Raw genomic sequence first — 18,960 nt, forward strand, 5'->3', positions numbered from 1 at the left:
AAGGTAGACTACCTAGTGTTATGACATCACCATTGAAGTTCGATGTGGGCGAATTGTTGAACGCCCAAGGCGCTGACGCACTGCCGGAACAACGCACCCAAACCGGCCCCTCACCTGAGAGGATCGGCGTGGAGATGATCGCCATCCCGCAGGGCGAAGAGCTCACCGTAGACGCTACCTTGACCCCTCTTGGTGCAGGTGTCTTAGTGGATGCCAACGTATCCGGACAGCTGACCGGGGAATGCGCTCGCTGCTTGAAGGAATTGCACCCACAGTTGGACTTGCACGTCACACAGGTCTTTGCAGCCGACGAATCCTTTGTCTCGGGAGATACCCCTTCAGACGGTGACGAAGGATCCGGAGATGAGATTCCAGAGATTGAAGATGATGAGCTGGATCTTTTGCAGGCCGTGATCGATGAGGCAGGCCTTAATCTTCCCTTTGCCCCGGTATGCGAAAATGGCTGCGAGATTGACACGCCTGAGGGCGTGACCACGGGTATCTCTGGCGAAGAGGACGAAGAAAAGGTCGATCCCCGTTGGGCTGGTTTGGAGAAGTTCCTATGAGCCGCAAGAAGAAGCTAACTGGGGAAGAGGCACTGGCTGCCGAGTTCGCTGCAGTAGACCATTCCCCGTTGTTGGAATCGCTCGGTGTGGAATTGCAACCAGAGCACCTGTGCCTAGCATTGACCCACCGTTCATTTGCTAATGAAAATGGGCACTTGCCAAACAACGAGCGCTTGGAGTTCTTGGGCGATGCGGTGCTGGGCCTTTCGGTAGCCTCTCAGCTCTACATCACCTACCCGTCCCGTCCGGAATCGGATATTTCCAAGATGCGCGCATCGATTGTCTCGCGCTACGGCCTGTCTGATATCGCCCGGGAAATAAACCTAGGACCGCACATTTTGTTGGGTAAGGGCGAGCAGTCCACCGGTGGCCGCGATAAAGATTCCATTCTTGCGGATACCACTGAGGCAATCTTTGGTGCCATTTACCGCGAGCATGGTTTTGAAACGGCGCGTGACGTCATCTTGCGCTTATTTGCGGAAAAGATCGAAAATGCGACTGTGAGCGGGCGCCACTTGGATTGGAAGACCACTTTGCAGGAGCTGTGCGCGGAGCTAAAGGCGCCGATGCCGGTTTATTCGGCTACTTCCACCGGACCAGAGCATGACCAGACCTTTAATGCAGTAGCTACTGTGGCTGGTCTGACCGTAGGAAATGGTGTGGGCCACAATAAAAAGTTGGCCGAGCAGCAGGCAGCTCAGGAGGCCTGCCAGACCCTGCGCGAAACTCCGCTTTTGGTGCAAGGCACTGCACATAAAGAGGGCTGAGCATGCCGGAATTGCCGGAAGTCGAGTCCGTCCGCCGTGGCCTTGCACCACACGTGGTGGGACGGACTTTTGAGTCTGTAGAGGTGTTACACCCGCGTTCCAATCGTGGCCAAGATGAGCCGCTTTCCGGTCTCCTTGAGGGCAAAGAGATCTCTGCGGTGGCCAGGCGCGGGAAGTTTATGTGGCTGGAATTTGTGGGCGAAGATGCCATGGACCCCCACCGTGACGTCCTCTTTATCCACCTAGGTATGTCGGGTCAGATCCGAATAGGTGCCACCGAATCTTCGCACCTTCGCATTACCGCCCAGCTGAGCGGTGGGGTAGAGGTGTGCTTTGTTGACCAGCGCACCTTTGGGTATTGGTTGTATGCGCCGTGGGACAAGATTGCGCACATTGGCATTGACCCGCTGGAACCGGATTTCGATAGTGCGGCTACAGCACGGCGCCTGCGTGCGAAGAGGACCGCAGTGAAGACCGCGCTTTTGGATCAAACGCTGACCTCTGGAATCGGCAATATTTACGCTGATGAATCCCTGTGGGCCGCGCAAATCTCACCCCGCAAGAAAGCTTCGACCTTGCGGCAAAAAGATGCTGTTGCTCTGCTTGCAGCAGCTCAGGAGGTCATGACAGCGGCCCTAAAAGTGGGTGGCACGAGTTTTGATTCCCTGTACGTAAATGTGAACGGCGAATCGGGGTATTTTTCGCGTTCCTTGGCCGCGTATGGGCGTGCTGGCCAGCCCTGTCTGCGGTGTGGAACGCCCTTGGAGCGCTGCATAATTTCAGGGCGGTCCACCCATTTTTGCCCCCATTGTCAATAATTTATGGCGCATGGGGTTCACGTTGTGAACCTTAAGGCAGTAAATTATTCTGCATGGATTTTCTTGAAAATGTCGTAACGACATTTAATGACGGCGTGTGGTCGTGGATTTTGCCGTGGCTGCTGATTGCTGCGGGCCTATTCTTCGGCATCCGTACTGCTTTGGTGCAAGTGCGCATGGTGCCGGATATGTTCCGCGCCGTCGTCGAGCGCCCCAAGGGGGAGGGCCGCGATGAGGACGAAGACTATGGCGGAATCTCCGCGTTTAAGGCCTTCACCATTTCAGCTGCTTCCCGCGTTGGCACCGGTAACGTTGCCGGCGTGGCAGTGGCCATTTCCGTTGGCGGCCCAGGTGCCGTCTTCTGGATGTGGCTGATTGCCATCCTGGGTGGCGCTACTGCGTTCATCGAGTCAACCTTGGCCCAGCTGTGGAAGGTCCGCGATGGCAATGGGTACCGCGGTGGTCCGGCGTATTATATGAAGCGCGGTTTGGGGTGGGGACCGCTCGGCGTGCTTTTCTCCATCGCCATCGCCTTTACCTTTGGCTTGGTATATAACGCCTTCCAGACCAACGCCATTGCGGATGCGGTGTCCTTTTCCTTTGACCGCGATGACACGATGTTCCGCTCCATTATCGGCATTGTTATCGCCGTGGTTGCGGGTCTTATCATCTTTGGCGGTGTGAACCGCATTGCCAATATCACCCAGGTCATCGTGCCATTTATGGCGGTGGCTTACCTGCTCATCGGTGGTTTTGTCGTCATTACCAATTTTGACAAGGTACCGGGAATGATTGGCGATATCGTCGGTCACGCCCTAGGAATCAAGGAAATTGCGGGAGCCGGTCTTCGCGCGGCCATGATGAAGGGTATTCAGCGCGGTCTGTTTTCAAATGAGGCCGGCGAAGGCTCTGCCCCTAACGCGGCGGCAACTGCGGCCGTATCTCACCCAGTCAAGCAAGGCTTGGTGCAGACCCTCGGCGTGTACTTTGACACCTTGGTGGTATGTACCATCACCGCTTTCATTATCTTGCTGGGACCAGAGATTGCCTATGGTGCAGAAGCAGAAGGCGTGTCCTTGACCCAGGCAGCCCTATCTTCTGAGGTGGGCGAGTGGGGAATCCACTTCGTCAGCTTTATCCTCTTCTTCCTGGCCTTCTCTTCCATCCTGGGCAATTACTACTTGGCGGAGTCTAACCTGGAGTACCTCACCCAGAGCAAGCCTGCGCTGATGATTTTCCGCCTCGTCGTACTTTTCTTTGTCTGGTTCGGTGCGGTGGGCTCCTTGCCGCTGGTCTTTGCCTTGGCCGATACCGGCGCGGCAACCATGGTTATCCTCAATATCCTCGCCATCGTGCCGCTATCCGGGGTGGCCATCAAACTGCTCAAGAACTACAACGAGCAGCGCAGCCATGGCATAGACCCGGTATTCCACCGCGATATGCTGCCGGAGCTTAAAGGCGTGGAGTGCTGGGACGGCTCCGACCCCGTCACTCGTCGCAGCGAAGAGGACCGCCGCGTCCTGCGCGATAAGGGTCAACAAGATCACTACTAGGAGCTAGGGAGGCCGCTTGACCATGGAAAGAATGACCGCTTTTGTCCACGGGCACGTCCAAGGCGTGGGCTTTCGATGGTGGACGCGCTCCCGTGCCCTCGAGCTCGGCTTGAAGGGGCATGCTACTAATTTGGCCGACGGTCGGGTTCAGGTTGTAGCCGAGGGACCGCGGGAGAAATGTGAAGAATTGCTAGGACTCCTCAAAGAACAGCCCAGTATGACTCGCCGGCCAGGAACGGTGGACCTAGTAGTCGAGCAGTGGGCTGCCCCCAAGGGTGAGTCTGGCTTCATTGAACGCTAATGCATAGCACATGCCCGCAGTTTCGAGCCTTGAGGCTCGGCTGGGCAGGCGTGCTCTAAGCTTGCTAAACTAACCCAAATGCACCTGAAATCGCTGACGCTCAAAGGCTTTAAATCATTTGCGTCGGCGACGTCTCTGAAATTTGAGCCGGGCATTTGCGCTGTTGTCGGACCGAATGGTTCCGGCAAGTCCAATGTGGTCGATGCGCTAGCTTGGGTCATGGGCGAGGGAAGCGCCAAGACGCTGCGTGGCGGAAAGATGCAAGACGTCATCTTTGCCGGCGCTGGCGACCGCAAGGCTTTGGGGCGCGCCGAGGTAACCCTCACCATCGATAATGCGGACGGCGCGCTGCCGATCGAGTATTCGGAAGTTTCGGTCACCCGCCGAATGTTCCGTGACGGTGCCAGCGAATACGAAATCAATGGTGCCAAAGCGCGCCTCATGGATATCCAGGAGCTGCTCTCTGATTCGGGTATTGGCCGCGAGATGCATATTATCGTCGGCCAGGGCAAGCTTTCTGAAATCCTCGAATCGCGGCCCGAAGATCGGCGCTCCTATATCGAAGAGGCAGCGGGTGTGCTCAAACACCGCCGCCGCAAGGAAAAGGCGCAGCGAAAGCTCACCGGCATGCAGGCCAATTTGGATCGCCTGCAGGACCTTACGGATGAGCTAGGAAAGCAGCTTAAGCCTTTGGCCCGCCAGGCCGAGGCCGCGCAGCGTGCGGCCACGGTGCAAGCTGATCTGCGCGATGCCCGCCTGCGCCTTGCCGGCGATAGGGTAGTGCGGCTGCGCAGCAAGTTTCAGGAGGCCGAGCGCACGGCCGAAGTTCTCGCCGAGCAGGTTGAAGAAGTTACGGCGCAGCTGGAAGAAGCGACAGGCTCCCAGCTAGAGGTAGAAGCCCAACTAGAAGAAATAAGCCCCAAGGCAGATGCCGCCCAAAAACTATGGTTCGATCTGTCTACGCTTTCTGAGCGCATTTCCGCCACGCAGCGCATCGCGGAAGAGCGAGCGGCCAATGCTGGTGCGCAGGTGGCTTATTCTGGCCAAGATCCGGAGGACCTAGAGGCACGGGCCACCCGTGCAGATGAGGAGCATGCGGAGCTTCTCGCCGCGGCGGAAGAAGCTGCAGAACGCCTGGAAGCGATCCGCGAAGAGGTAGCAGAGCGCCGCGAAGCCTTCGAGGCGGCCGAGCGCGAACACATGGCCCAGCTACGCGCCATTGCTGATAGGCGCGAGGGCGTAGTCCGCCTTATCGCGGCGGAGGAAAAGGCGGCAGGCCAGGTTACTTCGGCGGAAGAGGAGCTAGCGCGGCAAGAAGAAACCCTTGCTTCTACCAGCCAGCGCACCCAGTCTGCCCAGGCAGAGGCCGATGAGGTGGCGGATAAACTGCAATCTTTGGCTGGCGAGCGCGAGCCGCTCGAGGAGGCACATGTGCGCGCAGCCAGTGAATCGGGTGCGGCCGACAAACGCTTGGAACAGCTGCGCGATGAGCAGCGCGAACGCGAGCGAGCCGTGTACACGCTGCGCTCCCGCATCGATACCCTGGCCCAGACTGCACCAGAAAAAATCGATGTAGGTGAGCAGTTCCAGCCGCTGGCCACATTCATCAGCACCTCATATGAGACGGCGGTTGCTGCCGCATTGGGCGCCTTCGCTGAGGCTCAGGCCGGCGAGATTTCCGTTCAGCTCATTGCGGACCTGGAAAAGGGTACGCGCTCCGCGCTTATCGATGTCTCTGTGGCCGCCCCCGCCACTTCCTGGCGCGTGGATGCAACTTTGCCCACCGGAACCTCGTGGTTGCTCGACCACATTGCTGTGGTTCCGGAGGTATCCGCCGCGCTGCACCGCCTCCTTGCGGATGTCGTGCTCGTTCCCGATTTCGCGGCGGCGAAAAAATTGGTGGCAGAGGATCCTCGCCTGCGCGCCGTTACCGAATCGGGCGTGGTGCTGGGCGAAGGTTGGGTAGAAGTAGGCACCGGTGCCTCGTCTACCGTAGAGGTCACCGCTCGCATCGCAGAGGCAGAGGAACAGCTGGAATCTGCGACGCAGGAGCTAGAAGAGCTATTCGGCACGCTTGAAGGTGCAAAGATTGCAGCAGAAGATGCCCGCGTGACCGCCGCTTCGGCGAAGGCTGCTTTGCGCGAACACGATACCGAGGTTGACGCGTGGAAGCGTGATCATCAGCGCCTGCTTAAGCAATACGAGGCCAATAAATCGGAACACGAAAAGGCCGCTGCGCGGGCGACCGAGATTGAGGTAAAGATCGCAGAAGCCCGCAAGCAGCTTGCCGACGCCCGCGATAGGCTCGCCCGCGTCGATGCGGACGAGCAGCCAGATGAGCCTTCTTCGGCGGAACGTGATGAGGCTTCGGCCGCATTAGAACAGGTTAAGTCGATGGAGATGGAGGCGCAGGTTGCAGCCCGCTCTGCTCAAGACCAGGTGGGTCAGGTAGCGGGGAAGGGCGAGGCATTGCGTCGCCAAGCGCAGCATGAACGCCAAGCCAAGGCTCGCCATGAGCAGGCCATGGCCCGGCGCAAAGCCCAAGGAGAATTGGCCGGTGTAGTGGCAAGGCATTCGCGTGATTTGGCCGCGCGCGCCACGCAATTGCTAGAGCGCGCCACCGCTGAGCGCGATGACTACTTTGCGCAGCGCACCTCCTTGAACGCGCAGCTGCAGCAAGTAAAACAACAGGTCTCGGCCGCGCGACAGCAGCTGGACCGGCTAACCAACCGCGCTCATGACTCAGAAATTGCTCGCTCACAAGCACAGGTGCGCGTCGATGAAGCAGAATCCAAGATCGTAGAGCAACTCGGCATTGCGATTTCGGACCTTTTGCAGGACTACACCCCGGGCGAGGATTTCGATCGCGGGGCGGAAAATGCGCGCCTGAAGCAAGCAGAAAAGGACTTGAATTCTTTGGGCAAGGTTAATCCGCTTGCGTTGGAAGAATATAAGGCTTTGGAGGAACGTTATTCCTTCCTGTCCACCCAGTTGGAAGATGTCATCCAAGCCCGCAAGGATCTTGCCGGGGTGATCGAGGACGTGGATGCGCAGATTTTACAGCTTTTCACCGATGCCTGGCATGACGTGGAAGCGGAATTCCCCAAGGTCTTCCAGACCCTTTTCCCTGGTGGCGAGGGCCGCCTCATCCTCACGGAGCCGGAGGACATGCTTACCACCGGTATCGAGGTGGAAGCGCGCCCACCGGGCAAGAAGGTCAAGCGCCTGTCCTTGCTTTCTGGTGGTGAGAAGTCGCTCACCGCGCTGGCAATGCTGGTAGCAATCTTCCGCGCCCGCCCCAGCCCGTTCTACGTCATGGATGAGGTTGAGGCAGCGCTTGATGATGTCAACCTGCGCCGCCTCATCGCCCTTTTTGAAGAGTTGCGCAAGGATTCGCAGCTTATCGTCATTACGCACCAAAAGCCGACGATGGATGTAGCTAACGTGCTGTATGGCGTGACCATGCGCGGCGACGGTATCACCCGTGTTATTTCGCAGCGCATGAATCCCGCAGGTAGTGCCCCTGGAACAGAGCAAGCCAGCGAGGACGCTACCCGCCTGGGCGTTGATGCTCCACGGGGCGACTAGCCAGGGTGGTAGCCGCGGGCGTCGCCTGCCGGTAGGCCCCTCTATCCGGGATAGGAGGGGGTTTGGCGTGCCGCGAGCCCGCAAGACTGGCACTATAGAGACATGAATTCTTTATGGTTATGGATCGGCATTGCGATCGTCGTCATTGTGCTGATTATTCTTCTCGTAGTAATCGGCAAAAAACGCGGCGACGCCAAGAAGGTGTCCTTTGACAAGCCCACTGAGGAAGAACCGAAGCAGCTTACTCAGGAGCAAAAGTCCGGCAATTATCAAGCTAAGTCCGGCTTTAACTTCGCTCCTGCCGGTAGTGCCAAGGAAAAGCAGAAAAGCCCGGTGCAAGCGGAAAAGCCCGTGAAGAACCAGCCAGCTGCGGATAAGTCAGCTCCGGCACATCAGGAGGCAAAGGCAGAGCCTAATGCTACCGACATTGCCAACGAGCAGCTTAGCGGCAAGACCCCACAACCACAGGCCAAGCCGCAAGCACCTGCGGACAAGCCACAGCCTGCTCAGGCTAAGACCGATGCTGCGGCCGACAAGCCCGCGGTAGAGCAGCCAAAGGAAAATAAGCCGGCACCACAACAGCAGGCAAAGCCGGCAGAAACCAATAAAGCTACTGAGACCAATAAGCCGGCAGATGTCAAAGAGCAGCCGACTGACTCTCTCCCAGATAAGTCCGAAAAGAACCCGTCCACGGGCGCTGGAGCCACGGCGGCAACCGCTGCCGGTGCAGCAGGGATAGCGGGTACGGCAGCTGCGGCTGCAGAAAGTAAAGAAACGCCTGCGGATAATGTCGCAGAGTCGGTCGAGCAGCCAGAAGCAACATCCGAGCCGAAGGAGCCAGCGACGCCGCAGGCAGATAAGTCAGCGGAGGAGGCTTCGCCAGCTGCTGAAAAGGCAGAAGCTCCTGAAGATACCGTCGATGTGAAAGACGCCGCAGCAGCAGAGGAATCCCCAGTCTTTGACGAGGTCGTTGAAGACAAGAACGCGGAAGACATTGAAGAGCGCGTCGATGACCGCGAGGAGGCCGAAGAGGCTGCGGCTGCAGCCGAGGCACAAACCGGCGCGGCCGAAGCAGCCAAGGAGCAGACCGAAGTTCCAGAGGGAGAGCCGGCCCCAGCGCCAGCACCACAGGAAGACATCGCCCCCGCAGGTGGGCGCCTTGGGCGTTTGCGTGGACGCCTGTCCCGTTCGCAAAATGCCATCGGCCAGGGACTTATGGGAATTCTTTCCGCAGGCGATCTGGATGAAGATGCCTGGGAGGAAGTAGAAGATACTCTCATCATGGCGGACCTAGGCACCAAGTCCACTATGAAAGTGACTGACTCCCTGCGCGAGAAGATTGCTGAGCGCGGCGTCTCCAGCGAGGACGAGGCCCGTGCCATGCTGCGTGAATGCCTCATCGAGGCAGGCCACCCAGAGATGGACCGTTCCATTAAGGCCATGCCGAATGAGGGTAAGCCAGCCATCGTTATGGTTGTCGGCGTTAACGGCACCGGCAAAACCACCACGACGGGCAAGCTTGCCCGTGTGCTTGTAGCCATGGGTCATAAGGTACTTCTGGGCGCGGCGGATACTTTCCGTGCTGCGGCCGCTGATCAGCTCGAGACATGGGGTCGCCGCGTTGGCGCCGATACCGTGCGCGGCAAGGAGGGCGCTGACCCAGCATCGGTCGCCTTCGACGCGGTAGCTCGCGGTGTAGAACAGCAAGTAGATGTGGTCTTGGTAGATACCGCAGGCCGCCTGCATACCTCCACAGACTTGATGGACCAGTTGGGCAAGGTCAAGCGCGTGGTGGAAAAGAAGACCGATGTGGACGAGGTTCTGCTGGTACTGGACGCTACCGTGGGACAAAATGGTCTGACTCAGGCCCGCATATTCCGCGAGGTAGTAGATATCACCGGCGTCGTCCTAACCAAGCTGGATGGTACTGCCAAGGGCGGAATCGTCTTCCAGGTGCAAGAGGAATTGGGCGTTCCGGTCAAGCTTGTGGGCTTGGGCGAAGGCGCCGATGATCTCGCACCGTTTGAGGTCGAAGGCTTTGTCGACGCTCTCTTGGGCGAGAAATAACGCCTAACTTCAAAGCTCCCCCTGCATATCGGGAAGCGCGAGCGTGCGCCACGGTGTGCTGGGGGAGTTCTTCGTTTTCCTGGCTGAGTTCCAGCGTGTACCTTGCTCGCGAATTCTTTTCGTCGATTTGGGATCACCACTTCGCAAACTATGCGGAATGGGCAATTCAATTGCTATGGAAGAATGTCCTGCTAAGTGCCTGTGGTTTTTCTGACTATAAGCGTAATTGGGGCGGTTGTGCTCGCCTTTTATCAGTCGCCAGGGAATGCTGCAATGTGGTTTGGCCTTGGTGGGAATGGTAGCCTGAAGGGGCTGTATTTAATGCGAAATTCGCATTAAACCTAGACCAAGGTTCGTGAGGCAAGTATTTCGTGACGCTACTTTATGCAGTCCTCCTCGCGGCGCTGGCAGTGATCTTGGCACCGGTAACCGTAAAGGTTATCGACCGAAAGGCAGGCTATCTACTAGCTGGCCTTTTTGTTATTGCAGCGGTCCTTATTGCCAAGGAATTTCCTGCCATTGCAGCCGGGGAGGAATTGAGTTTCCACGCCACTTGGGTGCGCGATTTTATCGCACCGGGCGCCGACGTAAGTTTTGCTCTCCGCGGGGATGCGTTGAGTATTTTCTTTGCTATGTTGGCGCTGGTCATTGGTGCCGTCGTCTTTACGTATTCGGCGGCTTATCTGCCTAAGAATGAGGGTAATACCAGCTTCTACACCTTGATGACAGCGTTTACGCTGTCCATTTTATTGCTGGTTTTGGCCAATGACGTTGTGGTTTTGTTCCTTGCCTGGGAGCTAGTCTCCTTGGCTTCCTTTATGCTGATTGCGCGCTCCGGTTCGGGCGGCGAAGCTGGTTCGCAGCGCACCTTGATCCTGACCTTCGTTGGTGGATTGACCCTGCTGACCGGGTTGGGTATTGCTGCGACAGTGACCGGATCGACTGCGGTATCTGAGATTCTGGCGTCGCCGGTATGGACACAGCGCCCCAGTGTAACAGCGGCCGTAGCCGTGTTGATCGCGGCGTCTGCATTTACCAAATCGGCGCAATTCCCATTCCACTTTTGGCTTCCTGAGGCTATGGCCGCCGCCACTCCGGTTTCGGCTTTCCTTCACGCAGCCGCAGTGGTCAAGGCTGGCGTGTACCTGCTGATTCGCTTTTCCACGATCTTCCACGATGTGGCGGTATGGAATTGGCTGCTCATCGTGGTTGGAATGGGTACCGCGGTAATGTCCGCGGTCTTTGCAGTGCAAAAGACGGATTTGAAGAAGCTCACGGCTTATTCGACCGTCTCCCATTTGGGCTGGATTGTCGCCACCATTGGTGTGGGAACCCCATTCGCTATCGCCGCAGCGTTGGTACACACGTTGGCGCACGCGCTATTTAAGTCCTCGCTGTTTATGCTTATTGGCGTCATCGACCACGAGGCCGGTTCGCGCGATATTCGCCGCCTCGGACCACTGTGGAATAAGATGCCGTGGACATTTGGCTCGGTAGTCATCGGCGCGGCCTCTATGGCCGCAGTACCACCGCTTTTGGGCTTTGTATCCAAGGAAGGCATGCTCACTGCGTTTGAAGACGCCCCGATTGGTGGCACTGGTCAGGTCATCTTGCTCATCGTTGCCGCCATCGGCGCCTTCTTTACCTTTACCTACTCCGCCAAGATCGTTTTCGGCGCCTTCTTTGATGGACCTCGCGATATGGGACATGTCCATGAGGCTCCGGTTTCCCTGTGGCTGCCTGCCGCACTACCGGGCTTTATGTCCCTGCCGCTGGTATTTGTACTCGGAATCTTTAATAACCCGATTGACCATGCAGTGGCTGCTGTTGGTCTAGAGCACCATTCGCACCTTGCCCTCTGGCACGGGCTTAATGTTCCTTTCCTTATCTCGCTCGTGGTCCTTATCGCCGGTATCGCCGGTATCTTTGCCCGCAAGAAGATGTGGGCAAGCTTTGAGGACAGGGAGTTTATGCCGCGCAGCGGCAATGATTTGCTGTATTCCCTGATGAAGGGTTGCTCCCAGTTGGGGCGCGTCCTGGGCAAGATGTCCGATTCGCATAATCCGTCCCGCCACATGGTGCCCATTGTCATTTTGATTATCGTGTTGGCCGCGACCACCCTCATCCGCGATGGCGTCGATGGGGTAGCGCTGCAGCCGAGGGTAGATGGTCTGGATAACCCATGGGATCTGCTGCCATTGGGAATCATCGCGCTGGCCATGTTTGGTTTGGTGCGAACTCAGAACCGCTTGACCGGTGCCATCATGATCGGCATTGCCGGCACTGGTGTAACCCTGCAGATGTTCCTGCTCGGGGCGCCGGACGTAGCTTTGACCCAGTTTATGGTGGAAGCCCTATCCGTCATCGTTATGATGATGGTGCTGCGCTACCTGCCGGAAACCTTCCAACCGGTGAAGAATAAATCCCGCAAGACCGGCTCTATTATCATCGCAGTTTTGGCCGGTGTTGCTGCATTCTTGGGCGTGTGGGGCCTCATGGGCCGACACGAGCGTTCGGATCTGGCCATGTGGTATCTCGATAATGCGCCGGATATTACCGGCGGCGATAACGTCGTGGCTACCATCATCGTGGAATTCCGTGCGCTCGATACATTGGGCGAGCTTTCCGTGCTGGGCATGGCTGCAGTGGTTATCGCAGCCATTACTACAACGTTGCCGCGGTTCCCATTCAAGTCAGGTACACGTCCCGCGCCATTTGGCCAGTCACAGCTGAACTCTGTGCCATTGCGCAAGGGCGTAAACGCGGTGATCCCGTTGCTAGTAATCATGTCTGTCATCGTTTTCTTCCGCGGCCATAATGCCACTGGTGGTGGCTTCCCGGCAGCATTGATTATGGGCGCAGCAATCGGGCTTATCTACCTGTCCCGAGGATCTGATGAAATCGTCTTTGGCCGCATGACTCCGATTCACTTGACTGGTATCGGTATTATCACAGCCTTGGCTGCAGGCTTCGTGGGCTACTTGCACCACGGCCTTGGCAACGGTGGCTTCCTCGCGGCCATCCACGCCGAGGCCTTTGGTCAGCACTGGACTACCTCGCTCATCTTCGATTTGGGCATCTACCTCGCGGTGTTGGGCATGTTGACCATGGCGATTAATGCCCTGGGCGGTTACCTGCGCCCTGGCACGGAGCGTGACTTCCTACCGTGGATTCATGATGATAATTCCGCGCTGCCAACCACGCCGCGCATTTCGCTTGAGGATGTCGACGATCCGTATCCGGACCCGATTAACCCCTCGACCGATCCTCTGGCTTTGCTGACGCCATCGGAAGCAAGGACGAAGAGGAAAAATAAACGGTCCATGCCTAAACGGGGAGGAGAGAAGTAATGATCCTTGCATTGACTATTGCTTTGCTCATAGGCAGTGCCGTCTACCTCATCCAGCAGCGCGGTTTGGTGCGCATCGTGTTGGGCATGATGGCCTTCGGACACGGAGCAAACCTAATGCTGCTGGCGACGGGCGTGTACTCCTACCGCGGCGAGTCCTTCCCCTCCCAGGTTCCACACGACCAGATGGCAGATCCGCTGCCGCAGGCCTTCGTGTTGACCGCGGTGGTTATTTCCATGGCAACCTCGACCATCCTGTTGACGATGGCGGCAATGGGCAAGAACGACGACACCGATGTGGTGGAGCCGGTTGATGACAACACCATCGACCATGCCTTTTCAACCTTGGGCCGTGACGCCCAAAATCGCCAGATTCTGGAAGAATCCACCAACCAACTTGACCGTATCGGTCAGGTGGACCACGACACTCCCGTAGCAGAGCGCGGGGCAGCTGAACAGAAGGAGGATGATAAATAATGACTGACGCTGTAGCTCAACTCCTTCCGCTATTCCCAGCGGTCCCGCTGATTGCAGCAGCCTTTGCACTGCTAGCACCGTGGCGTGCGGTGCGCGATTCCATCATGTTGATCATCCCGGGCATGGGAATCTTCGCTGGCCTGGGGCTGCTGATGTACACCATGAATAACGGGGTAGTTGCCCACACAGTGGGCCTATACCAAGGCAATGTGGGTATCCCGTTTGCTGCGGATGCTTTCTCCGCGTTGATGATCATCACCACGATGATTGTCGCTTTTGGTGCCAACTGGTTTGCCATTGCGGGCGGGGAGACCAAGTCTCGCTTTTATCCATCGCTCACCTTGATTTTGATTACCGGTGTCTGCGGTGCGTTGCTTACTGCTGACCTCTTTAACTTCTTCGTCTTTATTGAGGTTATGCTTCTGCCGTCTTATGGCCTTATCACCATGTCTGGTACTTGGTCGCGTCTGGCAGCCGGACGTGCCTTCGTCTTGGTGAACCTTTTCGCCTCCACCTTGCTGGTCGTTGGCGTGGGTTATATGTATTCGGTTACCGGCGCGGTTAACCTTGGCGCATTGAAGGGTGCGGCAGCAGGTAACGGGCCCGTCACCGTCGCCGCGGGTTTGATTCTCATTGCAATCACCGCCAAGGCCGGCGTATTCCCTGTGCAGTCGTGGTTGCCTCGCACTTACCCGGGGACCTCAGCTGCGGTGATGGGCCTGTTTTCCGGCCTGCACACCAAGGTGGCCGTGTACATGCTCTATCGCCTCTACGTGCAGCTATTCGGTCTGGATCAGCGCTGGAATGTGTTGATCATCGTGATCATGATCATCTCCATGATGATCGGTGCCTTTGGCGGCCTAGCGGAGAACTCCATTCGCCGCGTGCTCGGCTATCAGATGCTCAACGGCATGCCTTTCATCTTGGTAATGCTTGCTTTTACCTCTGATGACCCACGCCGCGCACTAGCAGCCGGCATTATGTACACGATTCACCACATGTTGACTGTTGGTTCGCTGATCTTGGCTTCTGGCGCCATTGAGGAAACCTACGGCACGGGCCTGCTAACCAAGCTGTCCGGTCTCGCTCGTCGGGACCCCATTATCGCGTGGATTTTCGCTGCCGGTGCATTCTCCGTCGTAGGCTTCCCGCCGTTCTCCGGCATGTGGGGCAAGCTGATGATCGTCTTCGAGATTGCCCGGGTAGGAGGCGCGTGGGCGTGGATCGCTATCGCGGCTATCATCATTGCCTCCTTTGCCGCCTTCTTGGCCATGCTGCGCGTATGGCGCAAGGTTTTCTGGGGCAAGGGCTTGCCGGAAGATAAGGTTCCGGATGAACTGATCATCCGCAAAAAGCTCATGGCCCCCTCTGCCGCACTCATCCTTGGTTCGCTGTGCATGTTCATTTTCTCTGGAATCGTTCTGGACGTTGTGGATAGCGCCTCGGAGCAGCTGCTTGATACCACCGCTTATACTGAAACCGTCTTGGGAGACGAGCCGATTGCCGTTCCCAATATCGATGAAATTCAGGAGGGCCGTTAAATGAACGCAGTGGTGTATGCATTGTGGCTCATTAAGGAAATCTTTGTGGCCGGCATTAGCCTGGCGATGGCGGCCTTTAAGCCAGATAACGAATACCACCCGGTTATCATTCGTTATCCACTGCGTGTGACTGGCGCATGGGAGATCTTCTGGTTTACTTCTTCTATTACCGCAACGCCGGGAACGCTTTCGTTGGGTTTGCGCGAGCCACCCCGCAAGGGGCTGCCGCGCATCGTGCTGGTGCAGGCCGTTCAGGGATCTGACCCGGCGGCAATCGTGGCTGACTTGGCTGATATGGAGCAGCGCCTTGCCCCACGGGTGAAAGACATCGACTACGGCGTCCCAGGCCAAGGAGAGACGACGGAATTGGATGAGGCTTTCTACGAGTATCCCCTCGAATCTGTCGGTCGCTTTATGCGCTCGCCTGACTTGGCGCGGGCGGAGGACACTCCGCTTTCAGAAAGCGAAGCGGACGTCGAAAAGCCGAAGCGTCATGCCCGGAACATAAAACGCAGGAAGGAGACCGAGCGATGATTGATTTTGCCACACTGTCCCCGTTCGGCTGGGTCGTATTTGTATGCGTATTCATCATTGGCATCGCCACATGGTGCGGCGTGCTGCTTGCACTGCGCACACGCGATGAGCTCACTCGCGCAATTACGTCTGACATCGTGTTCTACGGCATGATCTGCATGTACTTGGCATGGTCGATGACCAATAACGCCCCGATGGCCTACTACATTGCACTCCTCGGCGCCATTGCCGCAGGCGTGCTGCCCACGCTATCTATGGCCCGCATTATCTCGAAGGGCAGGCGATAAAATGGCTATTTCTGAGATTATCGCCTCGGTGCTACTTATTATCGCCACCATTTTGGTGGTCGCGACGGTTATATCCCTGTGGCGGGCGCCCGACGCATTGACGCGCGCTAACCTGCTGGGGCCCACCGTGGGTCTTGCGGTACCGCTGATTATCGTGGCCAAACTAGTTGTAGATTTTGGCCGCGATGGCTTTTCCCTGTGGCTACTCATTCAAGCACTGATCGCCTGCTTCGGCGTGTGGATTATCAGTTCAGTAGGTTCCTTCTACCTGGGACGTTCCATCTACGGCGTAACAGTTACTGACGTCAAACACGCCAAGCATAACCACAAAAAAGTCCAAACCGTGCAAGCCAAGGAAGACGATATCTAGTCACCCTCAGCGCCTTCTGGCGGCGAGTCTTATCTGCAATAGCGCTCAATGGCGGAAATGCAGACGAGCTCGCCGCCTTTTGGTTTTACTGGATTGTGGCATTCACCGGACCCTAGATTCATGACGCGAAAATAGTGCACAGCAACTGCCGTGCTCGGGCTAGAATGGATGCACACTATTCGGTGCTTCTAGCCCGCCCCGAAGAGAAAACAAGGAGTAACAATGAAACTCATCACGGCCATCGTTAAGCCCTTTACCCTGCCGGAAATCCGTCAGGCGCTAGAGCAGCAGGAAGTACGCGGTCTCACTGTTACTGAAAGCCAGGGCTTTGGGCAGCAGCGAGGGCATAGCGAGGTATATCGCGGAGCAGAATACGCCACCGATTTTGTGCCTAAGGTCAAGCTGGAAGTAGTAGCGGCGGATGACCACGCTGAAGACATCATCAATGCCATTGTGGATGCTGCCTACACTGGCAAAATCGGCGATGGCAAGCTGTGGGTAACCCCAGTAGAAGATGCCATTCGTGTACGCACCGGGGAGCGCGGCGAGGCGGCATTGTAAAACCAGTATGCTTACCGCCGCACAGATTCGCGCCGAGGCCCATGCCTCGGCGCTTCGTGTATTGCGCAGCCTCGAGCTCCCAGTGGGGACTGCGCTCGCTGCCACCGGGTCCTTCGCCCGCAATGAGATGACCCCGCAATCGGATATTGACGTCATCCTTATCTATCCGGAAGGCCACGATCCAGACCCAGCGCTGGTGGAGAAGTTGTGGTTGCCCGTATGGGATGCCAAGTATCGCCTAGATTATGCTTTGCGCACCCCGCGGGAGTGTGCGGCAATAGCTGCAGAGGATGCTTCTGCTGGCTTTGCACAGTTGGACTTGGCCTTTGTCGCAGGGCGCAAGATATTAGTGGATGAGGCGCGGGCACAGCTGCTCGCAGCGTGGCGGCGCCAGCTGCAGCGCGGCTTTGATGACTTTGTGGATACCGCGATTATTCGCTGGAAGCGCTCGGGCGCGGTAGCAGCAATGACGAATCCAGACTTGAAAAATGGCCGTGGGGGACTGCGCGATATTCAGCTTCTGCGCGCGATGGCTTTGGGTAACCTGTGCGACTTTCCTGATCTAGACGTCGAAAAGCAGCTGCTTCTCGACGTCCGCACACTCCTGCATGTCAAAGCCCGACGCCACCGCGATATCTTAGACCCCGAGTTCGCCGCGGACGTGGCTGCGGATTTGGGCTTTGAAAACCGATATGCCTTAACCGCCGCTTTGGTAGGCGCTGCAGCCACTGTTAATAAGGCCGTAGAACGCGGCCTGGCCACCGCCCGAGGGGTGCTGGGGAGAAATGCGCTGGCGGCGGGCCGCGGGCAGCGCCGTCCACTCGATGTGGACGTGGTGGCAGAGGGCGGCGTTATCTACCTTTCGCGCAAACCGAATGTGGAGGATCCGTGGTTGCTTACGCGCGTGGCAGCTGCCGCGGCGCGCACGGGATATACCATCGCCGAGACCACCTGGCACCAGCTCCAAAAATTGCCGAATCTGCCGCCACGCTGGCCGCGAGCAGCGGTGGATGATTTCTTCGCCATTTTGTCGTCCCCGCAATATACGCCGCGGGTTATTCAGGATTTGGACCGCTATGGCTTGTGGGAACGTCTAGTGCCGGAATGGGGGCATGTGCGCGGTTTGTTGCCGCGCGAGCGCAGCCACGTCAGAGCGGTGGACCATCATCTCATTGCGACGGTTACTCGGTGCGCGGAGGTGCGCACCTCGGTAGCTCGCCCTGATCTATTATTGCTGGCCGCGCTTTACCATGACATTGGTAAGGGCTACGAGCGCCCCCACGCTCAGGTAGGCGCGGAAATGATAGCTCGCCAGGCAGCCCGCATGCGGTTGAGCGTGGCCGATAGGTCGCGTGCTCAAATTCTGGTGGCAGAGCATACCACCTTAGCGCGGCTAGCTGCGACAATGGACCCGTTCTCCGATGCCGCTCGCGACGCATTGTTGGCCGCAGCGCATTACGATCCGCTGATTATTTCGCTGCTGGCGGTATTGGCTAAGGCTGATGCACAATCGACAGGGCCTAGCGTCTGGACACCGCGGGTAGAGCAAGCGCAGAAGCTTATCGTCTCGCGCGCTCTGGAAGCACTCAAACCAGGCGTCCTTCAGCGCCCCGCGGTGCACGTGCCGCTATCTACTGAGGGCGTTGCGCTTACGGTGGATTGGGAAGACCAAGAAGTTACTGTGTCCTGGTGTGGCTCCTCCAAAGGGGAGCTCAAGCGCATTTTTGCCTTGCTGTCCGCTTTGGGGTGGACCATCGTGCGGGCCAATATCGTCAAAGAGGATGACGGTACTTATAAGGCGGAGTTTTTCATCCGCACCGTACAACAGACCCTCAAGGAAGCGGCCCAGGAGATAAGGTTTATCCAGTCTTATAACTCCCGTACCTATACGGAGCTGCCAGATATCGAGGGAGAAGTAACCACCGCGGCTTTTGATGTGGGCGGCATCTTGGTGATCCGTACCGTCGAGCGCATTGGTGCTTTGGGGCACTTGATAGAGGCATTGCCAGACTTTGTGTGGCTGCGCCATGAGATTATGGGCGCGACAATGATCGTCAATGTCTTCCTTGCCGGGGAGGCTTCCCGCGCTACGGTGGTGGGGAATGTGACCAGGGCCCTGGCAAGGGACTAAGATTAAATAGTTGAACTTTAGATCGATCTAAATTAAGGGAGCGCATCCGT

General features: G+C 57.4%; 15 protein-coding genes. All 15 read left to right on the forward strand.

Features of this window, described 5'->3' with window-relative positions:
• Positions 1-20 precede the first annotated feature (20 nt).
• The 15 genes from MHK04_RS00560 to MHK04_RS00630 all read left to right on the forward strand — a co-directional run bounded on the left by MHK04_RS00560 (position 21) and on the right by MHK04_RS00630 (position 18,910).
• A complete protein-coding gene (locus MHK04_RS00560; protein WP_239207553.1) occupies positions 21-566 on the forward strand; it encodes a YceD family protein in 546 nt (181 codons plus the stop codon).
• Positions 563-1,333, forward strand: a complete 771-nt coding sequence (gene rnc, locus MHK04_RS00565) for a ribonuclease III (RefSeq protein ID WP_023021268.1) — start codon at positions 563-565, stop codon at positions 1,331-1,333. Before MHK04_RS00560 ends, rnc begins: the two co-directional genes overlap by 4 nt.
• Before the next feature lie 2 nt (positions 1,334-1,335).
• The gene (gene mutM, locus MHK04_RS00570) at positions 1,336-2,151 is read left to right on the forward strand and encodes a bifunctional DNA-formamidopyrimidine glycosylase/DNA-(apurinic or apyrimidinic site) lyase (RefSeq protein WP_239207554.1); all 816 of its coding nucleotides are present in this window, start codon (positions 1,336-1,338) and stop codon (positions 2,149-2,151) included.
• Between the two features lie 53 nt (positions 2,152-2,204).
• Entirely contained in the window at positions 2,205-3,704 is a 1,500-nt protein-coding gene (locus MHK04_RS00575) for an alanine/glycine:cation symporter family protein (protein WP_239207555.1), read from the forward strand.
• 22 nt (positions 3,705-3,726) lie between these two features.
• Positions 3,727-4,005, forward strand: a complete 279-nt coding sequence (locus MHK04_RS00580) for an acylphosphatase (RefSeq protein ID WP_023021271.1) — start codon at positions 3,727-3,729, stop codon at positions 4,003-4,005.
• A 78-nt stretch (positions 4,006-4,083) separates the two neighbouring features.
• Positions 4,084-7,593: a chromosome segregation protein SMC gene (gene smc, locus MHK04_RS00585; protein WP_239207556.1), complete on the forward strand. Its 3,510-nt coding sequence runs from the start codon at positions 4,084-4,086 to the stop codon at positions 7,591-7,593.
• Positions 7,594-7,695: 102 nt separating this feature from the next.
• Positions 7,696-9,660, forward strand: a complete 1,965-nt coding sequence (gene ftsY, locus MHK04_RS00590; RefSeq protein WP_239207557.1) for a signal recognition particle-docking protein FtsY — start codon at positions 7,696-7,698, stop codon at positions 9,658-9,660.
• A 371-nt stretch (positions 9,661-10,031) separates the two neighbouring features.
• A complete protein-coding gene (locus MHK04_RS00595) occupies positions 10,032-13,010 on the forward strand; it encodes a DUF4040 family protein (protein WP_239207558.1) in 2,979 nt (992 codons plus the stop codon).
• Positions 13,010-13,486: a sodium:proton antiporter gene (locus MHK04_RS00600; protein ID WP_023021275.1), complete on the forward strand. Its 477-nt coding sequence runs from the start codon at positions 13,010-13,012 to the stop codon at positions 13,484-13,486. Before MHK04_RS00595 ends, MHK04_RS00600 begins: the two co-directional genes overlap by 1 nt.
• A complete protein-coding gene (locus tag MHK04_RS00605) occupies positions 13,486-15,027 on the forward strand; it encodes a monovalent cation/H+ antiporter subunit D family protein (protein WP_023021276.1) in 1,542 nt (513 codons plus the stop codon). Before MHK04_RS00600 ends, MHK04_RS00605 begins: the two co-directional genes overlap by 1 nt.
• A complete protein-coding gene (locus tag MHK04_RS00610; protein WP_023021277.1) occupies positions 15,028-15,561 on the forward strand; it encodes a monovalent cation/H+ antiporter subunit E in 534 nt (177 codons plus the stop codon).
• A complete protein-coding gene (locus MHK04_RS00615; protein WP_023021278.1) occupies positions 15,558-15,848 on the forward strand; it encodes a hypothetical protein in 291 nt (96 codons plus the stop codon). Before MHK04_RS00610 ends, MHK04_RS00615 begins: the two co-directional genes overlap by 4 nt.
• 1 nt (position 15,849) lies before the next feature.
• Positions 15,850-16,218 (forward strand): Na+/H+ antiporter subunit G, encoded by a 369-nt coding sequence (locus tag MHK04_RS00620; RefSeq protein ID WP_023021279.1) that lies wholly within the window; start codon positions 15,850-15,852, stop codon positions 16,216-16,218.
• 222 nt (positions 16,219-16,440) lie between these two features.
• On the forward strand, positions 16,441-16,779 hold the full coding sequence (locus MHK04_RS00625) for a P-II family nitrogen regulator (RefSeq protein WP_086587453.1): 339 nt from the start codon (positions 16,441-16,443) through the stop codon (positions 16,777-16,779).
• Between the two features lie 7 nt (positions 16,780-16,786).
• Complete coding sequence (locus MHK04_RS00630) at positions 16,787-18,910, forward strand: [protein-PII] uridylyltransferase (protein WP_239207559.1); 2,124 nt, start codon at positions 16,787-16,789, stop codon at positions 18,908-18,910.
• Positions 18,911-18,960: the final 50 nt, after the last annotated feature.

This window comes from Corynebacterium nasorum (genome assembly GCF_022345765.1).
In the GTDB taxonomy this organism is placed as follows: domain Bacteria; phylum Actinomycetota; class Actinomycetes; order Mycobacteriales; family Mycobacteriaceae; genus Corynebacterium; species Corynebacterium kefirresidentii.